This window comes from Mycobacterium sp. E787, from assembly GCF_001668725.1.
Lineage (GTDB): Bacteria > Actinomycetota > Actinomycetes > Mycobacteriales > Mycobacteriaceae > Mycobacterium.
In genome coordinates, this window is sequence record NZ_LZKL01000058.1 from 1 (window position 1) to 19984 (window position 19984).

The following is a 19984-nucleotide window of genomic DNA, read 5'->3' on the forward strand; positions in this document are numbered from 1 at the left end:
ATGAGGACACCTCGCGATAACTGGGCTGTCCTCTATGTCGGGAGACATCTGTCCTCTATGTCAATGAACCACAGACCTCCGCCACCGCCAACCGAGTCGCGTTGGAACCCCTGACGCGGCCTCGTCCTATTCCTGCTGCAGTCTTCCTCGTGTCGGCATGTCGCTGCCGCGCTGTAGTACCACGGCGTCTGATCTCCGCCAACCGCCATAGGCCGCGGGAAGAATTGCTTGGCTATCAGCCAGTAAAGTGAGCGACGGAGCGATCCCAGGGTGCTCAGGCGAGACAGGAGCCATACGAATGGGCGTGCAGTGACCGAAGGGGCCAGGTTGCTGACAAAGGACCTGCGGGAGGCTATTGAAGATGCGATTCGACGTTCTGCACCGGCCTGGGATGAATTCGTCAACAAGAACAGAGCGCAAATCCCCGACGGTGAGAGACCACCAGACCTCGAGGAGGACGGGCGCCCCGTCGTCATGGCCATGAAGTACACGGCGTCCAGTCGGGCGAAAGACTATCTCTACCCGGCCACGAAGGGGTTTTTCATCGGGAATAAGGACTTTACCTGGGGTAAGGCCGTCTACGTGAATGGGGTTGACGAGCCGCTATCCGGGGCGATCTACGGTCGTGCCGGGTTGGTTTCGTATTTTCGGCCCGTCAACTGGAGGGCGTTCGACGCCCGCGATCCGGATAAGGCGGGGCTGTACCTGGATTGGTTGCACGGTCAACAGGATTATCCGGACGCGGTCCTCACGGTGCATTCCGACCACTTTTTGCACAATTTGCGAACTTATTTTCGCGAGCAATTCTCAATCGACGTGGTCCTCTGTGGCCCGGACGAGTTTGATGATCACACCAATAAGCCCGACCCGCAAACGTGGTACACAGATCCGGCTCATACCTGGCTGGCGGTCAGCGATTGGGTACCAAATACGAACAAAAGAAAGCTCGCGGGAGGCTACTCGCCGACCTTTCGTGACGTACGGCTCACGATTGTCGCCGAGGAGGAGTTCGCCATGCCTCCCGATCCGGATCCAAGCCTGCCCCGCCCACGATTCCCAGCGTCCCGCATTGCGCAACTGGGAGTCAGTCGAGTGGGGCCGTCACTGGTCTTCGGTGGATCGGCGCCATGGTCGACCGCCGTCTTGCTGCCGACCGGGCCAGGAGGTTCGCTTCAACGCCATCCGCCTGCGCCGACCAGCGTGCAGGAAGCTTACTGGCGGCGTGAAATCGTGCGGGTTCAGTCATGAGGCTGATTCCGCTTGCTGCGCCGCTGATTCGCCTCGCGGCAGTCGATGACGATTACGCGCAGGACCTGCACGACGCCGTCGATGCCGACCGGGACACATTAATGAGTGGGCTCGTTGAAGCCGAGGTCGGGCAGGCCGATCTCGCCGAACTGACGCCGCCCCAGTGGCAGTGGTACGCGACCTGGCGGCAGGAGCGGGGCGGTGGGCTTAACCGCGTCTTGCTGGACCACCTCGCGGCCTCCGCCTCAACACGATTCGCGCGGTTCCAGGTCCGCGAGCTTGTGCTGCGCGATCCAGAAACAAACGCGGCGGCGCCATTGGCCATGGATCCTGCAGCAGAGGTGGTAGGTGTCGTCGGATTGGAGTGGCTCAGCGAACAGGCGCGGGGCACAGAAAGCGACAACGAAGCGCTTGAGCTGATGCGCGATTCGCTCCAATGCGCGACTGCGGCCTCCTGGTTCCTGCTGAGGCAACTGACGTTCGGGAGGGACGATCGCAGCGATTTGGTGAGGACGCGGCTCGACGAGATCGCGGAGGACGGTCGCATTACAGCTCGCTGGTATGAGCGCGGTATCGAACCGGAACAGGGCGAAGGATACTGAAAATAGGCGGCCGCTGCAGGGGCCGCCGCGCGAATCAGTGCAGGGTCGGCGCGTACCGCAGCACCGCGCCGACGCCGTCGGCCGGTGCGACCCGCTCGCCGGCGTGCAGCAGCGACGCCCCGACCGACACCGCCAACAGCGGCAGCGCCTCGTCGGCGCGCAGCGTCTTGGCGGGCGCGGCGCCCTGCTCGGACAGCACGTTCTCGTTGGGTGCGATCGTCGTCACGTCGTCGTCGGTCACGACGGTGGCATCTCCGAGGTCCCCGACGATCAGCGTCTCCACCGCGCCCTGGCGCAACGCCGAGCAGACGGCGTCGAGACCCTCGGCGGCCAGACCGGATTGCCGGCCGAGCTCGGCGGTGAAGCGCTGCGCGGCGTCGTCGATCGTGCGCGATTGGCGGTTGACGAATTCGGCCTCGATGGCGTCCTCGACCTCGCCGAAGTCGTGACCGCTGTGCCGCGCCCCGACCTCGAGCGCCACCGCGCGCTCATGCAACCGCTCCGGCAGGGCGGTCATCAAGTCCGACCGCGACCGCACCTCCCCGACGACGAAGATCACGTCGCCCCCCTTCTCGACGAGCTCTGCGACCCGGTCGGCCACAGCGCGTACGTTCTTGCGGGCGGCCTCGTCGCTGCGCAGTTGCGGGTCGCCGTATCCCGCGGTCTCCGCACCGGCGGCGTGGTGCACCGGGTGGCCGCCGCCGTCGACGGATTCCGAGCGCAGCGTGCCGCCGATGTGGGTGGTGATGTCGGCGCCGCTGTGGTCGACCTCGACCAGCACGTAGTCGGGGTGATCGAAGCTGTGCTCGAGAATCGGCACCAGATAAGGCAATTCGGACACGCGGACGATGGTGCTCGCCGGGGGCCCCGCCAGATGCTCGTTGATCACCACACCGTCGGCACCGGCGATCACCGCGCGCCCGCTGCGGCCGATCGGCGGGCGCAGTTTGAGCACCGCGTCCCCGATGCCGTCGATGACGGCACGATCGGCGCGCTGGCTTTCGAGTTCTTCGCGCACCGCCCGCCACTTCAGTTCGAGCTGGGCCTCGGCGTCGTGAGTGTCGTGCGAGTCGTCGAAGTAGACCGACGCGAACGGGCCGGGCGCGTCCAGCAGCCTACGGAAGCGGTCGGAATTCATGCGAAATTGGTTGCCCTGCTCGTCGGGAGACAAACACTAGTAGCTGCGATCGCCCTCGCTGCTGTCGAAGAAGTGCCAGTCGCCGTCGTGCTCGACTTCCATGCGCCAGCCAAGCTCGTTGCCCTCGACCGCATCGTCGGCAAACCACGCGTGCGCCTTGTCGGCGCTGTCGATGTCCTTGGTCGCGACGACGTCGCCCTTCGGGTTGAGCACTCGGTAGGTAGCCATGTCGGCAGAGTTCCCAGCGCCGCGCGGGCTCAACCGGTCGGAATCTCGCGGGCGATGGCATCCATCAGGGCGGTGTAGCGGCCGATTTCGGGATCCCGGCCCGGCTTGCCGCTGCTGATCACGCCGGCGGCCAGGCTGCGCTCCGGGTCGGCCCAGATCGCGATGTTGGCCAGGCCGAGGTTGCCGAACGCCTTAGGCGCGTTGTGCCCGAACGGCCCGAAGCGCTTGGTACCGAGCATGTATCCGGTGCCCCACCGGGCCGGCCGCAGGCCGACGGCGAAATCGGGGCGCAGGCGCCGGCACTCCTGCACCGCACCGTACATGCGCTCCGGGCTGATGATCCGCACGCCGTCGAGTTCGCCGCCGCGGCGCCACATTTCGGCGAAGCGCGACAACTCGTTCGCGGTCGAGATGGTGTTCGACGACGGCACCACGGTGGACAGGAACGCCGGGGTGTTGGTGTACGGGATGATCTCGTGCACCGTCCCGCCGATGGCCTTGCGGAAGAGCGCCGCGATCACCGGCGGCAGGGGTTTCCCGGTGGCGTGGCTCGGCGCGACCAGCGGGATGTCCTGTTTGGCGACACCGAAGTTGGTCCAGCGGAAGCCCAGCGGGTCGAGAATCTCGGCGGCCAGGATTTCGCGGATGTCCTTGCCGGTGGCGGCGTAGACGATTTCGCGCATCAGCGGGCCCCAGGTGAGCGCGTGGTAGATGTGCACCAGACCCGGCCGGTACAGCGGCCGCAGCTTACCGAGCTGTTCCTGCGCGTACTCGTGGTCGTCCGCCCGGCGCAGGTCCGGCTTGGGCCCGGTGGGGAACGGGACACCCGCGCTGTGGGTCAGCACGTGCCGGATCGTGGTGCGGTGCTTGCCGTGGCTGGTGTAGCTGGGGATGTACTCGCAGACCCGGTCGTCGAGCGCGAAGTGCCCCTGTTCGACGAGCATGTGCACGACGGTCGCGGTGATGCCCTTGGCCGCCGAGTAGACGCAGAACGGCGTGTCGGTGGTGACGGGCTTCTTTTCGGCGCCGGGCGGGTCTGTTGGTGCGTTGCCCCAGCCGTGGCCGATCGCGCGGTTGAGCACGACGCGACCGCGATGCCGGATGGCCAGCTGGATGGCGGGGTGAAAGCCGGCCTGGTACCAGTGCCGCGCGGCCCCCCAGATCCGTTCGACGGCCGCGCTGTCGACCTGGGAGTGGTCCTCGTCGCCGATCGTCGTCACGGAGTCCAGGTCGGCCGGAACGCGGATTCTGCCGTCGGGAGTCACTTCCGCGAGAGTAGCCGAGGGTCGCGCTACTCCCCGGTGAACTGCGGCGGGCGCTTGGCGAACGTCGCCGAGATGCCCTCGGTCAGGTCCTTGGACGGCAGGAACGCCGCGTTCCAGGCCGCGACGTAGCGCAGGCTCTCCGACACCGCCGCGGCGCGCTGCTGCTCGAGGACGTCCTTGATGCCGTTGACCGTCAGGGGTGGGTTGGCGGCGATCTCGGCGGCGGTGGCGTGGGCGGCGGCCAGCGTGGCGTCGGCGTCGGCGTAGACGTCGTTGACCAGGCCGATCTTCTCGGCGCGGGCCGCGTCGATGTCCTTGCCGGTCAGCGCCAGCTCGCGCAGGTGTCCGTCGTTCAGGATCAGCGGCAGCCGGGCGAGGCTGCCGACGTCGGCGACGATGGCGAGCTTGACTTCCCGCACCGAGAACTTGGCGTCGGCGCTGGCGTAGCGGATGTCCACCGCGGAGATCAGGTCGACGCCGCCGCCGATGCACCAGCCGTGCACTGACGCGATGGTCGGCGTCCGGCAGTCCGCGACGGCCGTGATCGCGCCCTGCATGCGCTTGACCTCGCGGTGGAAGACGGCGCGAGGGCCGGCCAGCGCGTCACCGGAGAGCAGCGGCGTGAAGGATCCGCCCATCGCGGGCACGTCCAGGCCGTAGCTGAAGTTCTTGCCCGATCCGGTGATCACGATCGCCCGCACCTCGGGGTCGGCGTCCAGCGCCGCGAACACCTCCGGCATCTCCGACCAGAACCCGGGCCCCATCGCGTTGCCCTTGCCCGGCCCGATCAGCGTCACCTGTGCAACGTGGTCTTTCGTTTCGATGGTGACGGATTCGTATGTTTCGCCCATCAGCAGACCGTAGCGTGGCAAACATGGCTCCCGACTTGCGACCCGGACCTCATTCGCCGCCCACCGACGAGCTGCACAGCGCCGAGGACACGCTGGCCGTGCTGCAGCGGGCGGTGCATCCGATCGCCACCGACGACCTGGCGAAGCCGACGCCGTGCACCGAGTTCGACGTCGCGGCCCTGACCGCCCATCTGCTGAAGTCGATCTCGGGCCTTGGCGGCATGGTGGGTGCGGAACTTCCGGAGCGCGACGAAAGCGAATCGGTGGAGCGGCAGGTCATCGCCGCGGCCCGGCCGGCCGTGGACGCCTGGCACCGGCGCGGCCTCGACGGCACCGTGCCGTTCGGCAAGGGTGAGATGCCGGCCGCGGCGGCATGCGGCATCCTGTCACTCGAATTCCTGGTCCACGCTTGGGACTACGCCGCGGCCGTGGGCCACGAACTCAACGCCCCCGAGCCGCTCTCGGAGTACGTGCTCGGGCTGGCGCACCAGATCATCAGGCCGGAGATCCGCGCCGGGGCCGGGTTCGACGACCCGGTCGAGGCGCCCCCGGACGCCGGCGCGCTGGAACAGCTGATCGCGTTCACCGGCCGCGACCCGGCCCGCTAGCCACGCGACGGTCCACGCCCCACTGAGTGTGCGATGAGGGCTTTGTTAGTGCGTTCAGGGCGCAATTCGGCCCGGATTCCCGCCGTGGGCTCACACGGAAAGCCCTAGCCGCACACTCAATGCCGTAGATGCACGCTCAAGCGGAAGGACCTACACCCGTTCGAGGTAGAAGTAGTAATACCGGCCGTCGTCCAGGACGCCCTTGCCGTTCATGATGCCCATCACCGCGTCGTCGTCGATCTTCTTGAAATGGTCGTGCACGGGCTGGCCGTCGTAGACCATCGTGGCGGTGACCTCGCCGCGGAAGTGCTCCAGCCAGAGGCTGGCCTCCCCCTTGCCCAGCGCGACGTTGGAGAACTTGTTCCCGTCGGCGTCCACGCAGACCAGCGGCTGCACGTCGGCGGCGGACTTGAAGGTCTTGCCGAACCAGCCCGCCTTCTCCAATTGGCCGTTCATCCGGTGGCCGGTGCGGAATTCCCCGCCCTGCCACTCGCCGATCATGCCCTCGATGGTCGCGGGCTCCAGCGTCGCCCAGAAGTCATCCAGCTCGGCATCGGGGATGCTGCCGTCGCGTTCCTTGAACTCGGTGAACTTCTTGCGGGCCAGGCTCATTGGTTCTCCTTGATCCATTCGCGGGCAAAGCCCAGCAGGGCGTCGTTCTCCTCCGGCGCCGCGATGGTGACCCGGACGCCGTCCGGCGCGAACGGGCGGACCACGATGCGGGCGTCGGCGGCCCGCGCCACGAAGTCGACTGTGCGCGGGCCCAGCGGCAGCCAGACGAAGTTGGCCTGCGACGGCGGCAGGGTGTACCCGGCCGCACGCAACCCGGCGGTGACCCGGGAACGCTCGGCGACCACGGCATCGGTGCGGGCCAACAGCTCGTCGGCGGCGTCGAGTGAGGCGATGGCGGCGGCCTGCGAGATGCTGGTCACCGCGAACGGCACGTAGACCTGGTCGAGCGCGGTGATCACGTCGGGGTGGCCGACCGCGTAGCCGACGCGCAGGCCGGCCAGCCCGTACGCCTTCGAAAAGGTCCGCAGCACAACGACGTTGCTGCGGGCGCGGGCCAGCTCGAGGCTGTTGGGCGCCATGCCGTCGCGGATGTACTCGACGTAGGCCTCGTCGATCGCGATCAGGATGTGCGGCGGCACGGCCTCGACGAACCGGGCCAGCGCGTCCGGGTCGACGACCGTGGACGTCGGGTTGTTGGGGTTGCACACGAAGATCAGCCGCGTGCGGTCGGTGACCGCGGCGAGCATCCCGTAGAGGTCGAACGCATGGTCGGCCAAGGGCACCTTGACGGAGACGGCACCGGCCACCTGCACCATGGGCGGGTACAGCTCGAAGCTGTGCCATCCCATCACCACCTCGTCGCCCGCGGAGGCGGTGATCTGGATGACTTGCTGGCACAGACTGACCGAACCGCAGCTCACCGCGACCTGCTCGGGTGCAAACTCCGCGGAATTGGTCGAACTGAGGTACTTGGCCAGCGCCGCCTTGAGTTGCACGTGGGCGCTGTCGGGGTAGCGATGAACGCTGTCGGTGGCCCGTTCGATCGCCGCGCGGACGCTGGGCAGCGGGCCGTGCACGGTCTCGTTGCTGGCCAGCTTGATCGAACCCGGGACGGTTTTACCGGGAACGTAGACCGGAAGCCCGGACAGCTCGGGTCGCAGGCGGGCGGTCACTTCGACAGCATATGTCGGGGCTGTGTACGCTATGCCTCCGGCGGTTCTCCGGACACCCGAAGGGGTTCGGGTACCCTCAGGAAGCTGATGGAGGCGTGCCAGAGCGGCCGAATGGGGCTCACTGCTAATGAGTTGTCCCCCTCAAAGGGGACCGGAGGTTCAAATCCTCTCGCCTCCGCTGAGTCCTTTCGGGGGCGACACAACTGAACACAGGCGCCCGTAGCTCAACGGATAGAGCATCTGACTACGGATCAGAAGGTTAGGGGTTCGAATCCCTTCGGGCGCGCTCAGTAGTCGAAGGTCGTCGTTCCGACGCCGGTAGGGCTGTAGCCGAGGTAGACCGGCCCCTGCGCGAAGGGTGTGTATCCGCTGTTCATCTGGCCCGACGTGACCAGTGGGCTGTTGGTCTGACTCGTCGTGTACGAGTACAGCGGCGTGAGATCGTTGGTGTAGACCGAAATCGTCGTTCCTACCGGCACGCTTCCGGAGATCTGCCCGGTTCCGAGCAGGGAGGACGGAATGGCTCCGTATACACCGCCCGAATCGAGCAGCGCCAGGACCTGCTGCAAGGGCCCACCATTGATTTGTACGTCAAGGCTGGTGACCGGCGCTCCTGAAACGGTGATTCCCGGTAGCGGGTTGGGACCGAATTGCAGGTAACCCGCGGGCTCATTGATGAGCACGCCCTGGTTGAATTGGTCCGGCAACGCCATGATCACAGAGCTGTGCGAACCCACCGCATTGGCACCAATACCCAAAATGCCGTCGGCGCCACCGAAACCATTACCGTTGAGCATGATCAAAGCGCCGTTGAGGGATATCGGAAATTCGAGTAGGTCGACGCTGATGGGGGTGGGCGCGGTGACGAGTCCATTCCCGAAATTCACGGGCGCGTTGAAGCCGAGCCAGAGATGGGCGACCCCGTTGCCGTAGGCGAGAATGCCGATATCGGTGGGGAATCCGAGGTGCAGTAGGCCAATGTCCCAGAACGGGATGAGAAGGCCATTCGATCCGGTGTCAACCGTCAGTGGCACGCTCGGTCCGCCGTTGACGGAGACATTCACCGTCGGAAAGGGACCGTTCATGTGCAGCGGGACGACCCCGGTCGCCGATGAGCCGACTCCGGCGCCCGCACCGGTCGCGCTGGTCCCGCCGGTACCCCCGATGGCGCTCAACGCGGAGTAGCCGAGGGCGTCTCGGGCGAGGGTCTGCAGCGGTTGCTCGCTGATCAACCGCGAGGCATTGGCCGCCTCGGCGGCAAGATACGCACCCGCCGTGCCACGCAGTGTCTCCACGAACTCGGTATGAAAAGCCGTCGCCTGTTCGCACAGTTCCTGGTACGCCGTCCCATGCTGGGAGAGCATCGCCGCAACAGCGGCCGACACCTCATCGGCCGCCGATGCAACGATGCCCGTCGTGGGCGCCGCTGCCGCCGCGTTGGCCGCGCTGATCGTCGAGGCGATGTGCGCCAAGCCTTTTGCCGCGTCCGTCAACATTTCGGGCGCCGCGATGATGAACGACATCGTTGTGCTCCCACCGGCTGTTCATCGATCCCCCCGGTGAAGAACAGGACGAAAGTACCACTATCTTGCAGCGCTGAAAATGGTCAATTTCAGAACTGGACGCGCCCCAGAAAAGTGAGGTCCAGAAACTGAAGAGCCGTCGGGATGGCCCGCCGGGTCGTCGTGGGGTCCCTTGGCGACGGGGCGGTGGCGCCGAAGCGTTAAGCCGGAGTTGGTTGTAGCCGCGCGCATTCGGGGATAAATTGCGGCTCATGACGATGATCAGCAGTGCGGAAACGATGGGTATCGGCGGCGGCGCGGGCGGTGGCCGTTTCGGTGGTGGCGCGGGCGGCGGTCGCTTCGGCGGCGGTGCCGGCGGTGGCCGTTTCGGTGGTGGCGCGGGCGGCGGTCGCTTCGGCGGCGGTGCCGGCGGCGGGCGCTAGCTTTTCACACCTTCCCGGCTCGGGACGCGCGCGCGCCGGTCGCGATGCCCGTCCCGGGCCGGATCGTGCGCACGGTCAAGCGGATTCACCCGCTCAGGTGATCGGGCCGGCCGGCGCGTCCGGGTCGGCATCGCCGAGCAGATCGAGTTGCATCCATGCGACGTCGTGCCAGCTGCCGTTTTTCCATTCGACCCGCCGGTACAGGCCTACCTCGGTGAAGCCGAAGGATCGGTGAAAGCCGTTGCTGGCCTCGTTGGGTTGGGTTATGCCGGCGATGGCTCGCCGGTAGCCACGCTCGGTGAGCCGGCGCAGCAGTTGCGTGTAGAGGCTGCGGCCGCCCCCGGCGCGGTGATGGTCGGTGTCGATATAGATGCCGGTCTGAGCCGACCACCGGTAGGACGCCACGCGGTAAAGCGCGTGTCCGTAGGCGTAGCCGATGACCCGTGCGTCGCGTTCGAGGACGAGCCATTCGTGCGTCGCGCGCGCCGCGATGATGCGTGCGGCCATCTCGTCCACGCTCGGGACGTCGACTTCCCAGCTGATGGCCGTGTCCAGAACGTAGGGGCGGTAGATCGCCACGCAGGCGGCCGCATCCTCGGCGGCGGCCGGGCGGACAAGGCCGATGCTCGCTTGCATGCGAACCGCCGGGCTCGAGCCCTTAGGCCGGTGTCCAGTCGTCCCAGAACTCGGCGAAGTCCAGCGTCGTTCGGGGTGGCGGGGCGGTTCTGATGATGTCGCGGAAGTGGTCTTGCCAGCCCCACCACAGGCAGATGATGAAGACGTACTGATACCAGCTCAGCTGGTAGCCGTCCGGTATGCGCTCGCCCCTGTTCTCCGGTGCGAACACGGCGACCGCCAACAGGCCGATCGCGACCGACGCGGGAAGCTGGATCCGTCCGGTTTTCCAGATGTGGATCTGCTGGGGCTGAGGACTGTGGGGAGTCAGTTCGAATCCCGCGGGCAGCTCGTCGTCGTGCCCGTGGCCCCACCGGTGCACGCCGTACAGGACGTCGGCGATGTCCGGACGGCCTTCGGGCGTATCCGATTTCACCGCGATGGGAAAGCGGCTCCGCTCGAAGTCGATGTCCGGCGCCGCCATCGTCTGGAAGATGTCCAGCGAGTCGCGGATCGTCCGCTTGAACCGGCTCGCCACTCCCAGCTGCGGATAGCGCTTCCTGGCGGTTTCATCGACGGCGTTGCCGGCATGCACCATCGCTGCGTCCCACTCGCGACGTTCCCAATGGTCGAGTGAATGCCTGACCGAGTCCCCTACGTCCACGCATCGGATGCTATCCGGCCGGCGGCCGATATGTCTTTACTATGGGCGGGGTTGGAACGGCCGCCGCGGGGGGACGGTCACCGTCTGGGTGACCGTGCTGGTTTCGGTGCTCGGCGACATCGTGACGGTGCTCGGCGGAACCGTCGTCGTGGCCGTGTCGGTAGGCGTGTCGGTGCTCGGCGGCGGGACCGTTTCCGTGACGGTCTGCGTCGGCACGCCCCCGCCGCCTCCGCCGCCGTGGTGGCGCGGTGGCTCGGCAGATGTGGTCGTCGCGGTGGTGGTCGGGGCGGGCGTTGTCGTGGTGGTGGCGCTCGGCGCCTTCGGCGCGGGCGAACCCGCCACCAGCTGGACCACCGCGTACGCGGCGAGGCCGAGCAGTATCACCGCGAGCGCGCCGGCCGCGACGAGCGCCCAGGGGCGGCGGTACCAGGGTGTGGGCGGCGGGGGCGGCTCGGGCGCCGGCTCATCGTAGTAACCGCCATATGCGGCCTGGGTCGGCTCGGAGTAGAAGTCGGGATTCTCGGGGTAGGGCGGCACGAGAGGAGATGTTAGTGGGTCAGGGTTGCGCGTCGATAAGCGTCAGCGCCCGCTCGAACAGATGCACCGTGGCCGCGTGGAGTTGGTCCCCCACTTCCTTTTCGGCCTTGCCGGCGCAGGCCCGCGCCAGCGTGCCCTCGATCACGATGCCGAGCTTGAAGCACGCCAGCACCGTGTACCAGGTGATGTTCGACAGGTCGCGGGTGGTGTTGGCGGCGTACCGCTGGAACAGCTCGTCGGTGCTGGCCAGCCCGTCCTGGCCGCCGAGGGCGTGGCTGAACACGCTGGATCCGTCGGGCTGGCGCCAGGTGGCCAGCAGCCAGCCCAGGTCGAGCAGGGGGTCGCCGATCGTGCACATCTCCCAGTCGACGATGGCGACCACGTCCGGCCCGGTGCGGGAGAACATCACGTTGGCGGCGTGGTAGTCGCCGTGCATGATGCCGGGGGTCCACGTCGTCGGGCGCCTGCGCTCCAGCCAGGCGGCGACCCGGTCGACTCCGGGGATGTCCGGCCCCGGGTAGTTCTCGTACTCGCGATAGGAGTCCAGCTCGGCGAGCCAGCGCGGCACCTGACGCTCCAGGAAGCCGGCCGGCTTGCCGAAGCCGGCGAGACCGACGGCGACATGGTCGACGGCGCCGAGTTTCGCCAGGGCGTCGGCCATCGACAGGCCCATGCCGTGGCGCACACCGGGATCGCCCGCGTGCAGGGGTGGCAGCCCCTCGCCCGCGTTGAACCCGTCGACCGGTTCCATGAGGTAGAAGACGGCGTCGCCGAGCACGCTCGGGTCCTCGCAGGTGGCGATCAGGTGCGGGTGCGGCACGTCCGAACCGGCCAACGCCGCAAGGACTTTGGTTTCCCGCAGTATCACGCCGTTGCTGCGCGGCCGCAGGTGCCGGGGCCCACGCCGCAGCACATACGGGCGCCCGGCTCTGGTGAACCGGAGCATGACGTTCTGGGTGCCGCCGGTGACGTCGGCGACGTCCTCGAGCGGACCCTCGCCGAGTCCCCGCTCGGACATCCAGTCCGCGACGGCCTCGAGGTTCACGGGCGTGCGCGTCATGGGACGAAGCCTAGGTCACCGGCGGGGAGCGGCGAGTCGCGCGGGCGGCTGGAACAATAGTGTGCGGAACTAACGGACTTCGGACTTGGAAGGGAAATGGCGATGCCGCGTACCGACAACGATTCCTGGGACATCACCCAAAGCGTGGGGGCCACCGCCCTGGGTGTTGCAGCGGCGCGTGCCGCCGAGACCGAGAGCGCGAACCCGCTCATCCGCGACCCGTACGCGCGCGTCTTCGTCGACGCGGCGGGCGAGGGGATGTGGAGCATCTACGCGGACCCCAAGCTGCTGGCCAAGGCGGTCGAGCTGGAGCCGGAGGTGCGCTCGCGGATTCAACTGATGATCGACTTCATGGCCACTCGGACAGCGTTTTTCGACGAATTTTTCCTGAACGCAGCCGGCGCAGGCGTCCGTCAGGTGGTGATCCTGGCCGCAGGCCTCGACGCGCGCACCTGGCGCCTGCCGTGGCCCGACGGCACGGTGGTGTACGAGCTGGACCAGCCGAAGGTGCTGGAGTTCAAGTCCAAGACGCTGCGTGAACACGGCGCGGACCCCAAGGCGCGACTGGTGAACGTGCCGATCGACCTGCGTCAGGATTGGCCAAAGGCGCTGCGGGAAGCGGGCTTTGACGCGTCGCGCCCGGCGGTGTGGTCGGCGGAGGGTCTGGTCCGTTATTTGCCGGCACAGGCCCAGGACCTGTTGTTCGAGCGCATCCATGCGCTCAGCGTGCCGGGCAGCCGGCTGGCGTCCAACGTGCCCGGCGCCGGATTCACCGACCCGGACCTCGTTCGGCGCCAGCGCGAGGACATGCAGCGCATGCGCGCCGCGGCCGCCAGGCTGGTCAACGCCGAGATCGCCGACTTCGACGACCTCTGGTACCCCGAGGAGCGCACGCCCGTCGACGGCTGGCTGCGCGAGCACGGGTGGGACGTGTCGACGGCGACGTTCTCGGAGCTGATGGCCCGCTACGGCCGCAACGTTCCGGATGGCACCGACCATGTGATGCCGCCGACGCTGTATGTGTCGGCACAGCGGCGATCGGAAGAAGGCGGCGATCGTGAAATAGGCGGCGATCGTGAAAGAGGCGGCGGTGCAGGCTAGCCCGCTGTCGACCGCGTCGCCTCCACGTCCTGCTTGATCGCCGCGATCGCGTCGACGGGCGTGAGGTCCTGGCCCTGGCTGTTCTGACCGAGCTGCGGCCAGCCGGCGCCGTCCGGCCCACGCAGTTGGTCCCAGATGTCGCGAACCTTGCTCAACAGTTCGGCTTGCTCGGCGTCGGTGAGTGCCATCAACCATCCTCCGTTCGCATTGATGCCGCACGCGGCGGCAAACTCTTGCGGTGTCAGCCCGTCGGCGGAGTTCATGTCGCAGTTGCCGAACGGTGGACACCCCTGGGGCAGGTTCGGGCTGAAGCCCGTGCCATCGGTGTACTGATGCGCGACTTGGCCCGGAAGGTTCGGGTTGGACCCGTAGCCGGCCGCGACGACGCGCAAGCCCGCCGGCCGCGTGCGCCACATGTTGGAGAAGTCATAAGCGTTGGCGTAACCGATGATTCGTGCGGGGTCACCGGCGTAATCGGCCAGGTTCCAGTACACGCCGTTGATCCAGCTCGAACCGTCGCCGGGCGGGTTGCCGCCCGATTCCACGTCGAGCATCAGCGCGACGCGCGGGTGCAGCCCGCCGCCGGCGTCGATCGTCGAGCGCACCGTGTTGGCATTGTCCAGCCAATTCGGCCGAACGTAGGTGTAGACGATGCCGAAGGTCAGTCGCCCGCTGTCGAGGGCGTCCCGCATCCAGGCGTAGTTTGCCGCGAAGTTGTGATCCTGATAGGTCCCGTCGCAGACGCGGATCGAAAGCACCTGATAAGGGTACGAATCATCCACGGGCACTTGGAATTCCGAGATGTCGGCGAACAGGGTGTCAGTCACTGCCCAGCTATCCCCCTTTACCGCAACGCTACTCGCCATGCTACCGATACGGGCGGTCCCGCCGCGGCGACGGCTGATCGGACCCGCCCGGGTGGGCGACGCGGATCGCGTCGTCCGGAGGCGACCCGAGGGGCGAACGCCCCGCCGGTGTGACCCTGATCCGGGTGGATCGGACAGGGACAAAGCCGGCGTCATAACGCATGTTTGGACACGAGTCGAACGGGTAACGCTAGGCGCACGAGAAATTTCTCGAAAACAACGGAGGTCACCATGCGTGGCAGCGGAGTGATCGGTGCGATTGTACTGGTGTGGCTACTCATCGGAGTTTTCGCGGCGTATCAGCGCGACTACTTCAAGGGTGACTCCACCAATTGTGTCACGGCGGGAAACATCGCGTTGACAGTAGTCGCGGGGCCCTTGAATTACGCGGGCGTCAACCCGAAAGTCAAGGATTGCCATGTACCGCAGCCCAGTTCAATGTCCAGTGGTCTGGAACCCCTCACACAAAGGAAGTTGTCATGATTATCCTCGGCATCGTCTTGCTCATTCTCGGATTTGTTTTCGGCATCCATCTGTTGTGGGTGCTCGGCATCATCCTGCTCGTCATCGGTGCGGTTCTGTGGATCATGGGATCCGTCGGCCGGCCGGTCGCCGGCAGGCGGTATTGGTATTAGGCGCGCACCCGGATACCGGATCGCGTGACCGCCCGGCGGTCACGCGATCCTTTCACAGCACACGCATAGCAAAGGCATAGCGTCGGCTCAGTCGGCCGCGGATACTGGAACCTGTGACACAGTCCCGAGCGTCGGTAGAGCGGGTTGTGATGTGTCGTGCCGACGGCAACCCGATCAATGTGCTCGTCGTTGACGACGAGGCGGTTCTGGCCGAGATGGTGTCCATGGCGCTGCGCTACGAGGGCTGGAACATCTCCACCGCCGGCGACGGTTCGACGGCCATCGCCGCGGCCCGGGCCCAACGGCCCGATGTGGTCGTCCTCGACGTCATGCTCCCCGACATGAGCGGGCTCGACGTGCTGCACAAGCTCCGCGAGGAGAACCCGCAACTGCCGGTGCTGCTGCTGACGGCCAAGGATGCCGTGGAAGACCGCATCGCGGGCCTGACCGCCGGTGGCGACGACTACGTGACCAAACCGTTCAGCATCGAAGAGGTGGTGCTGCGGCTGCGGGCGCTGCTCCGGCGGACCGGCGTCACGACGGTCGACAGCGGGGCGCAGCTGGTGGTCGGGGACCTGGTGCTGGACGAGGACAGCCACGAGGTCGCCCGCGCGGGGGAGCCGATCTCGTTGACCTCCACCGAGTTCGAGCTGCTGCGCTTCATGATGCGCAACTCCAAGCGGGTGCTGAGTAAGGCCCAGATCCTGGACCGGGTGTGGAGCTACGACTTCGGCGGCCGATCCAACATCGTCGAGCTCTACATTTCCTACCTGCGCAAGAAGATCGACAACGGTCGCGAACCCATGATCCACACGCTGCGCGGCGCGGGCTATGTCCTCAAGCCGGCCCGCTAGGAAACGGCGGGTCTGGTCGCTTCGGCTCCGGCTGTTGGTCGGGCAGATCGTCGTCCTCGCGGTCGTCTGCGTCGGCATCACCGCGGCCACCGAACTCGCGTTGCTGCACCACCTGGTGGCGCAGCTGGACGGGCAACTCGCCGGCGCTTCCTACCGATCGGCGCTGATGTACCCCGAACCGAAACGCCCGGGCTGGCGCCACGAGTCGCATTTCTACTATCCGCGATCGGGCCCCGGTCCGCGCTTCCTCGACGCCCCGGGCCAGCCGGCCGGCATGGTCGCCGCTGTGATGAGCAACGGCAGGACCGTCGACGCCGGATACCTGACCAGCGCCGGTTCGCGGGCCGCGTTGACCCCGGCCGCACAGATGCAACTGGAACACATCGCCGACAGCCGCAAGCCGGTGACGCTCGACCTCGACGGGCTCGGCCGCTACCGCGTCGTCGCCGCCCCGAGCCGCAGCGGTGGGGACGTCATCGTCACCGGGATGTCCATGTCGAATGTCGACGCCACGATGATGCGGATGCTGGTGATCCTCGGCATCGTGACGGTGATCGCGCTGGTCGCCGCGACCACCGCCGGGGTCGTCATCATCAGGCGGGCGCTGGCGCCGCTGGGCCGCGTTGCGCAAACCGCCAGCAAGGTGGCGGACTTGCCGTTGGACCGCGGCGAGGTCGAGCTGCCGGTCCGGGTGGCCGAGGCCGACGCGAACCCGGCCACCGAGGTGGGTCAGCTCGGGTCGGCGCTGAACCGAATGCTCGACCACATCGCTGCCGCCCTGTCGGCGCGACAGGCCAGCGAGACCCGGGTTCGCCAGTTCGTCGCCGACGCCAGTCACGAGTTGCGCACGCCGCTCGCCGCGATCCGTGGCTACACCGAGCTCACCCAGCGGATGGGCGACGACCGCGAGGCGGTGGCGCACGCGATGAGCCGGGTGGCGTCCGAGACGGAGCGGATCACGCGGCTCGTCGAGGACCTGCTGCTGCTGGCCCGGCTGGACTCGGGCCGGCCGCTGGAACGCGAACCGGTGGATTTGTCCCGGTTGGCGGTGGACGCGGTCAGCGACGCGCACGTCGCCGGGCCGGATCACCAGTGGGAGCTCGACCTGCCCGAGGAACCCGTCGTCGTCACCGGCGACGCGGCGCGGCTGCAGCAGGTCTTGACGAACCTGCTCGCCAACGCGCGCGTCCACACCGCCGCGGGGACCGTGGTGACGACGCGATTGAGCACCGAGCCGACGCACACCCTGCTGCAGGTCATCGACAACGGGCCCGGCATCCCGGCGGCGCTGCAATCGGAGGTCTTCGAGCGCTTCGCCCGTGGCGATTCCTCGCGGTCCCGCAAGGGCGGCAGCACCGGGTTGGGACTGGCGATCGTCTCGGCGGTCGTCAAGGCGCACCACGGGACGATCACGGTCAACAGCTCACCGGGCCATACGGAGTTCACGGTGCGGTTGCCACTCAACGGGTGGCAACCGCCCGCACCCACTGCTTGATTCGACGTGCTACGAGCAGCTGGCGTCGATTTCGAACGGCTTGTTCACCGGCTGCGTCGGGTTGGCCATGTCCACTCCGGTGGCGGTGCCGGTGACCTTGTAGGTGTTCCCGTCCTTGGTCGCCGAGGCGTTGCCCTGACCGCCCTGCGCGTACTGCAGGGTCACACCGTTGACGTTGCCGAGCTGGACTGCCTTCACCACGGGCGGGTTGGCGTCGGTGAGCACGACGCTGATCCCGGTGTTGCTTCCGCCGACTGCGATGTTGACGTTGCCGGCCGCCTTGGTGCAGACGGTGCTGCCCTGGACGTTCTGGTCCTTGCCGTCGATGATCACCTTCGTCGTGCCGCCGGTGCTTGCCGTGACTCCGTTACCGCTGACCGTGGTTCCCTTGTTGCTCGAACATCCCGCAATACCCGCGGCCAGAATGGCCGCCCCGGCCGCCGCGACAGTCAGTCCACGCTTCACCTGTTCTCCTTTGCCCGAATGTTGCGGCCCTCGGCATTGAGAACCGTCAAGGCAGTATGCGGGTTTGCCCTGCCGCACAAAAGAGGTTCAGGGAAAATTCTTGTGCAGCCCCGGAAGCCGTTTCCTGCTCTTTGCCCGGCGACCGGTCAGATGTCTTCTTTCCGTTCGTTCCGGGGACGGCACATCAATGGCAATGTATTCCTGGTGGAACACAAACCTCCCACCGCCGTCGTCGAGTCGGCTCATGGTGTACACGCCCTGCCGCTGGATGACACGCGGGACTTCGACGACGCCGATCGCGGGTTCATCGCGGCCCTGTCGCCGTGCGTCATCAGGGCGGCCGACGGCCGCGTGGTGTGGGACAACGACGCCTACTCCTTCCTCGGCGGGACCGCGCCGGCGTCGGTGCACCCCAGCCTGTGGCGGCAGTCCACCCTGGCCGCCAAGCAAGGCCTCTACGAAGTGGTGCCGGGCATCTATCAGGTCCGCGGCCTCGACCTCTCGAACGTCACGTTCGTCGAGGGCGACACCGGCGTCATCGTCATCGATCCCCTGGTCTCCACCGAGGTGGCCGCGGCGGCACTGGCCCTGTACCGCACCCACCGCGGCGGTGACCGTCGGGTCGTCGCGGTGATCTACACCCACAGCCATGTCGACCATTTCGGCGGCGTGCTGGGCGTGACCTCACAGGCCGAGGTGGACAGCGGGGCGGTGGCGGTGCTCGCCCCGGACGGCTTCGTCGAGCATGCCGTCCAGGAGAACGTCTACGCCGGCCCGGCCATGACACGCAGGGCGACCTACATGTACGGCACCCTGTTGCCGCGCGGGCCGTTGGACCAGGTGGGCTGCGGGCTCGGCCAGGCACCGTCCACCGGCGAGGTGGCCGTCATCGTCCCGACCCTCGACATCCGGGAGACCGGCGAAAAGCACACCATCGACGGCGTGGAGATGGAATTCCAGATGGCGCCCGGCACCGAGGCGCCCGCCGAAATGCACTTCTATTTCCCGCGTTTCCGCGCGCTGTGCATGGCGGAGAACGCCACCCACAACCTGCACAACCTGCTGACCCTGCGCGGCGCGCTGGTGCGCGACCCGCACGCCTGGTCGGGCTACCTCACCGAGGCGATCGACGCCTTCGCCGACCGCGCCGACGTGGTTTTCGCCTCCCACCACTGGCCGACCTGGGGACGCGACCGCATCGTCGAGTTCCTTTCGCTGCAACGGGATATGTACGCCTACCTGCACGACCAGACCTTGCGGCTGCTCAACAAGGGCCACACCGGTGTGGAGATCGCCGAGATGTTCCAAATGCCACCCGCGCTGGAAAAGGCGTGGCACACCCACGGCTACTACGGTTCGGTCAACCACAACGTCAAGGCCGTCTACCAGCGGTACATGGGGTGGTTTGACGGCAATCCCGGCCGGTTGTGGCCCCACCCGCCCGAGGCCCTGGGCCCCCGCTACGTCGACGCGATGGGCGGGATGGACCGGGTCGTCGAGATCGCGCGAGCGGCGTTCGGCGCCGGCGACTTCCGCTGGGCCGCAACGTTACTCGATCACGCGATATTCACCGACAGCGAGCACGCGGCGGCCCGCGGACTGTACGCCGACACGCTGGAGCAGCTCGGGTACGGCGCCGAGAATGCCATCTGGCGCAACTTCTTCCTCAGCGGCGCAACGGAATTGCGCGACGGCAATTTCGGGACCGCCGTCAGCGCCACCTCGATGTCGATGCTCAACCAGCTGACACCCCAGCAGATCTTCGACAGCTTCGCGCTGCGGGTCGACGGGCCGCGCGCCTGGGACCTCGACATCGCCCTCGACATCTCGTTCGTCGACTTGGCCGCCAACTACCGGCTCACGCTTCGCAACGGGGTGCTCGTCTATCGCGAGGTTGCCGCCGACGCGGCGACGGCGAACGTCACGGTCCGGGTGGACAACAAGCTTCGGCTGCTGACGGCGGCGATGGGAGACCTCGCCTCCCCGGGCCTTGATGTCTCCGGCGACCAGACGGCGCTGCAGTCGTTCCTCGGCGTCCTCGACGGGCCGGACCCGGACTTCAACATCGTCACGCCGTAGTTGATACCGCGGGCGGGGGGACCTTCGCTCGCGAGCAGACACA

General features: G+C 67.2%; 23 protein-coding genes and 2 tRNA genes. 13 read left to right on the top strand and 12 right to left on the bottom strand.

The window, feature by feature from the left end; translation table 11 throughout:
- Window positions 1-309 precede the first annotated feature (309 nt).
- Both A5705_RS27800 and A5705_RS12805 read left to right on the top strand, forming a co-directional pair.
- Window positions 310-1248 (top strand): hypothetical protein, encoded by a 939-nt coding sequence (locus A5705_RS27800; protein WP_156738210.1) that lies wholly within the window; start codon window positions 310-312, stop codon window positions 1246-1248.
- Window positions 1245-1850 (top strand): hypothetical protein, encoded by a 606-nt coding sequence (locus A5705_RS12805; RefSeq protein ID WP_068277858.1) that lies wholly within the window; start codon window positions 1245-1247, stop codon window positions 1848-1850. Before A5705_RS27800 ends, A5705_RS12805 begins: the two co-directional genes overlap by 4 nt.
- A 34-nt stretch (window positions 1851-1884) precedes the next feature.
- Here A5705_RS12805 and A5705_RS12810 read toward each other — a convergent pair whose 3' ends face one another.
- The 4 genes from A5705_RS12810 to A5705_RS12825 are packed head-to-tail and all read right to left on the bottom strand — an operon-like array spanning window position 1885 to window position 5332.
- Complete coding sequence (locus A5705_RS12810) at window positions 1885-2988, bottom strand: hypothetical protein (RefSeq protein WP_068277909.1); 1104 nt, start codon at window positions 2986-2988, stop codon at window positions 1885-1887.
- Window positions 2989-3024: 36 nt separating this feature from the next.
- On the bottom strand, window positions 3025-3216 hold the full coding sequence (locus tag A5705_RS12815) for a hypothetical protein (RefSeq protein ID WP_067872217.1): 192 nt from the start codon (window positions 3214-3216) through the stop codon (window positions 3025-3027).
- Window positions 3217-3245: 29 nt separating this feature from the next.
- Window positions 3246-4481, bottom strand: coding sequence for a lipase LipE (gene lipE / locus A5705_RS12820; protein ID WP_068277861.1), 1236 nt, complete (start codon window positions 4479-4481; stop codon window positions 3246-3248).
- A gap of 26 nt (window positions 4482-4507) precedes the next feature.
- Complete coding sequence (locus A5705_RS12825; protein WP_068277866.1) at window positions 4508-5332, bottom strand: crotonase/enoyl-CoA hydratase family protein; 825 nt, start codon at window positions 5330-5332, stop codon at window positions 4508-4510.
- 23 nt (window positions 5333-5355) lie between these two features.
- On the opposite strand from A5705_RS12825, the gene A5705_RS12830 reads away from it, so the two are divergent.
- Complete coding sequence (locus A5705_RS12830) at window positions 5356-5940, top strand: TIGR03086 family metal-binding protein (protein ID WP_197521263.1); 585 nt, start codon at window positions 5356-5358, stop codon at window positions 5938-5940.
- A 150-nt stretch (window positions 5941-6090) separates the two neighbouring features.
- Here A5705_RS12830 and A5705_RS12835 read toward each other — a convergent pair whose 3' ends face one another.
- Window positions 6091-6552 (bottom strand): DUF4334 domain-containing protein, encoded by a 462-nt coding sequence (locus A5705_RS12835; protein WP_068277872.1) that lies wholly within the window; start codon window positions 6550-6552, stop codon window positions 6091-6093.
- Window positions 6549-7625, bottom strand: a complete 1077-nt coding sequence (locus A5705_RS12840) for a pyridoxal phosphate-dependent aminotransferase (protein ID WP_068277876.1) — start codon at window positions 7623-7625, stop codon at window positions 6549-6551. The genes A5705_RS12835 and A5705_RS12840 overlap by 4 nt, the downstream gene beginning before the upstream one ends.
- A gap of 89 nt (window positions 7626-7714) precedes the next feature.
- Here A5705_RS12840 and A5705_RS12845 point away from each other — a divergent pair.
- Window positions 7715-7803: transfer RNA gene (locus A5705_RS12845), tRNA-Ser, on the top strand.
- Window positions 7804-7838: 35 nt separating this feature from the next.
- Window positions 7839-7911, top strand: a tRNA-Arg gene (locus A5705_RS12850).
- A 1-nt stretch (window position 7912) separates the two neighbouring features.
- Here the strand turns inward: A5705_RS12850 and A5705_RS28970 are convergent.
- The gene (locus A5705_RS28970) at window positions 7913-9148 is read right to left on the bottom strand and encodes a PecA family PE domain-processing aspartic protease (protein WP_068277877.1); all 1236 of its coding nucleotides are present in this window, start codon (window positions 9146-9148) and stop codon (window positions 7913-7915) included.
- A gap of 251 nt (window positions 9149-9399) precedes the next feature.
- On the opposite strand from A5705_RS28970, the gene A5705_RS27805 reads away from it, so the two are divergent.
- Window positions 9400-9570, top strand: a complete 171-nt coding sequence (locus A5705_RS27805; RefSeq protein ID WP_197516867.1) for a hypothetical protein — start codon at window positions 9400-9402, stop codon at window positions 9568-9570.
- A gap of 93 nt (window positions 9571-9663) precedes the next feature.
- Here the strand turns inward: A5705_RS27805 and A5705_RS12860 are convergent, their stop codons facing one another.
- Entirely contained in the window at window positions 9664-10206 is a 543-nt protein-coding gene (locus A5705_RS12860) for a GNAT family N-acetyltransferase (RefSeq protein ID WP_068277879.1), read from the bottom strand.
- A gap of 22 nt (window positions 10207-10228) precedes the next feature.
- Window positions 10229-10849, bottom strand: coding sequence for a hypothetical protein (locus tag A5705_RS12865; protein ID WP_067872240.1), 621 nt, complete (start codon window positions 10847-10849; stop codon window positions 10229-10231).
- An 88-nt stretch (window positions 10850-10937) separates the two neighbouring features.
- On the opposite strand from A5705_RS12865, the gene A5705_RS28115 reads away from it, so the two are divergent.
- Window positions 10938-11321: a hypothetical protein gene (locus A5705_RS28115; protein WP_068277881.1), complete on the top strand. Its 384-nt coding sequence runs from the start codon at window positions 10938-10940 to the stop codon at window positions 11319-11321.
- Between the two features lie 84 nt (window positions 11322-11405).
- Here the strand turns inward: A5705_RS28115 and A5705_RS12875 are convergent, their stop codons facing one another.
- A complete protein-coding gene (locus tag A5705_RS12875; RefSeq protein WP_068277883.1) occupies window positions 11406-12446 on the bottom strand; it encodes a phosphotransferase family protein in 1041 nt (346 codons plus the stop codon).
- A 102-nt stretch (window positions 12447-12548) separates the two neighbouring features.
- Between A5705_RS12875 and A5705_RS12880 the strand changes: the two genes are divergently transcribed.
- A complete protein-coding gene (locus A5705_RS12880; protein WP_067872314.1) occupies window positions 12549-13547 on the top strand; it encodes a class I SAM-dependent methyltransferase in 999 nt (332 codons plus the stop codon).
- Here the strand turns inward: A5705_RS12880 and A5705_RS12885 are convergent.
- Entirely contained in the window at window positions 13544-14374 is an 831-nt protein-coding gene (locus A5705_RS12885) for a hypothetical protein (RefSeq protein WP_067872249.1), read from the bottom strand. The two genes, A5705_RS12880 and A5705_RS12885, sit on opposite strands and share 4 nt — an antisense overlap.
- A gap of 270 nt (window positions 14375-14644) precedes the next feature.
- Between A5705_RS12885 and A5705_RS27185 the strand changes: the two genes are divergently transcribed.
- The 4 genes from A5705_RS27185 (at window position 14645) to A5705_RS12895 (ending at window position 17397) form a co-directional block, all read left to right on the top strand.
- Window positions 14645-14896 carry a hypothetical protein gene (locus tag A5705_RS27185; protein ID WP_082956447.1) on the top strand — a complete coding sequence of 84 codons (252 nt, stop codon included), beginning with the start codon at window positions 14645-14647 and terminating at the stop codon, window positions 14894-14896.
- Window positions 14893-15048: a DUF6131 family protein gene (locus A5705_RS28120; protein ID WP_197516868.1), complete on the top strand. Its 156-nt coding sequence runs from the start codon at window positions 14893-14895 to the stop codon at window positions 15046-15048. Before A5705_RS27185 ends, A5705_RS28120 begins: the two co-directional genes overlap by 4 nt.
- Before the next feature lie 149 nt (window positions 15049-15197).
- Window positions 15198-15902, top strand: a complete 705-nt coding sequence (tcrX, locus tag A5705_RS12890; protein WP_067872252.1) for a two-component system response regulator TcrX — start codon at window positions 15198-15200, stop codon at window positions 15900-15902.
- Window positions 15880-17397, top strand: coding sequence for a cell wall metabolism sensor histidine kinase WalK (locus tag A5705_RS12895; protein WP_067872255.1), 1518 nt, complete (start codon window positions 15880-15882; stop codon window positions 17395-17397). The genes tcrX and A5705_RS12895 overlap by 23 nt, the downstream gene beginning before the upstream one ends.
- A 9-nt stretch (window positions 17398-17406) precedes the next feature.
- Here the strand turns inward: A5705_RS12895 and A5705_RS12900 are convergent, their stop codons facing one another.
- Window positions 17407-17862, bottom strand: a complete 456-nt coding sequence (locus A5705_RS12900) for a lipoprotein LpqH (protein WP_067872258.1) — start codon at window positions 17860-17862, stop codon at window positions 17407-17409.
- 150 nt (window positions 17863-18012) lie between these two features.
- Here A5705_RS12900 and A5705_RS12905 point away from each other — a divergent pair, with 150 nt between their 5' ends.
- Window positions 18013-19941: an alkyl/aryl-sulfatase gene (locus A5705_RS12905; RefSeq protein WP_068277887.1), complete on the top strand. Its 1929-nt coding sequence runs from the start codon at window positions 18013-18015 to the stop codon at window positions 19939-19941.
- The last annotated feature ends 43 nt before the right edge of the window (window positions 19942-19984 follow it).

Coding starts and splice junctions, on each gene's coding strand:
- A5705_RS28120 (WP_197516868.1), top strand. CDS start 14,893: ATGATTATCCTCGGCATCGTCTTGCTCATTCTCGGATTTGTTTTCGGC.
- A5705_RS12880 (WP_067872314.1), top strand. CDS start 12,549: ATGCCGCGTACCGACAACGATTCCTGGGACATCACCCAAAGCGTGGGG.
- A5705_RS12875 (WP_068277883.1), bottom strand. CDS start 12,446: ATGACGCGCACGCCCGTGAACCTCGAGGCCGTCGCGGACTGGATGTCC.
- A5705_RS12810 (WP_068277909.1), bottom strand. CDS start 2,988: ATGAATTCCGACCGCTTCCGTAGGCTGCTGGACGCGCCCGGCCCGTTC.
- A5705_RS12825 (WP_068277866.1), bottom strand. CDS start 5,332: ATGGGCGAAACATACGAATCCGTCACCATCGAAACGAAAGACCACGTT.
- A5705_RS12860 (WP_068277879.1), bottom strand. CDS start 10,206: ATGCAAGCGAGCATCGGCCTTGTCCGCCCGGCCGCCGCCGAGGATGCG.
- tcrX (WP_067872252.1), top strand. CDS start 15,198: ATGTGTCGTGCCGACGGCAACCCGATCAATGTGCTCGTCGTTGACGAC.
- A5705_RS27805 (WP_197516867.1), top strand. CDS start 9,400: ATGACGATGATCAGCAGTGCGGAAACGATGGGTATCGGCGGCGGCGCG.
- A5705_RS12815 (WP_067872217.1), bottom strand. CDS start 3,216: ATGGCTACCTACCGAGTGCTCAACCCGAAGGGCGACGTCGTCGCGACC.
- A5705_RS27185 (WP_082956447.1), top strand. CDS start 14,645: ATGCGTGGCAGCGGAGTGATCGGTGCGATTGTACTGGTGTGGCTACTC.
- A5705_RS28970 (WP_068277877.1), bottom strand. CDS start 9,148: ATGTCGTTCATCATCGCGGCGCCCGAAATGTTGACGGACGCGGCAAAA.
- A5705_RS12830 (WP_197521263.1), top strand. CDS start 5,356: ATGGCTCCCGACTTGCGACCCGGACCTCATTCGCCGCCCACCGACGAG.
- A5705_RS12835 (WP_068277872.1), bottom strand. CDS start 6,552: ATGAGCCTGGCCCGCAAGAAGTTCACCGAGTTCAAGGAACGCGACGGC.
- A5705_RS12905 (WP_068277887.1), top strand. CDS start 18,013: ATGTCTTCTTTCCGTTCGTTCCGGGGACGGCACATCAATGGCAATGTA.
- A5705_RS12805 (WP_068277858.1), top strand. CDS start 1,245: ATGAGGCTGATTCCGCTTGCTGCGCCGCTGATTCGCCTCGCGGCAGTC.
- A5705_RS12895 (WP_067872255.1), top strand. CDS start 15,880: ATGTCCTCAAGCCGGCCCGCTAGGAAACGGCGGGTCTGGTCGCTTCGG.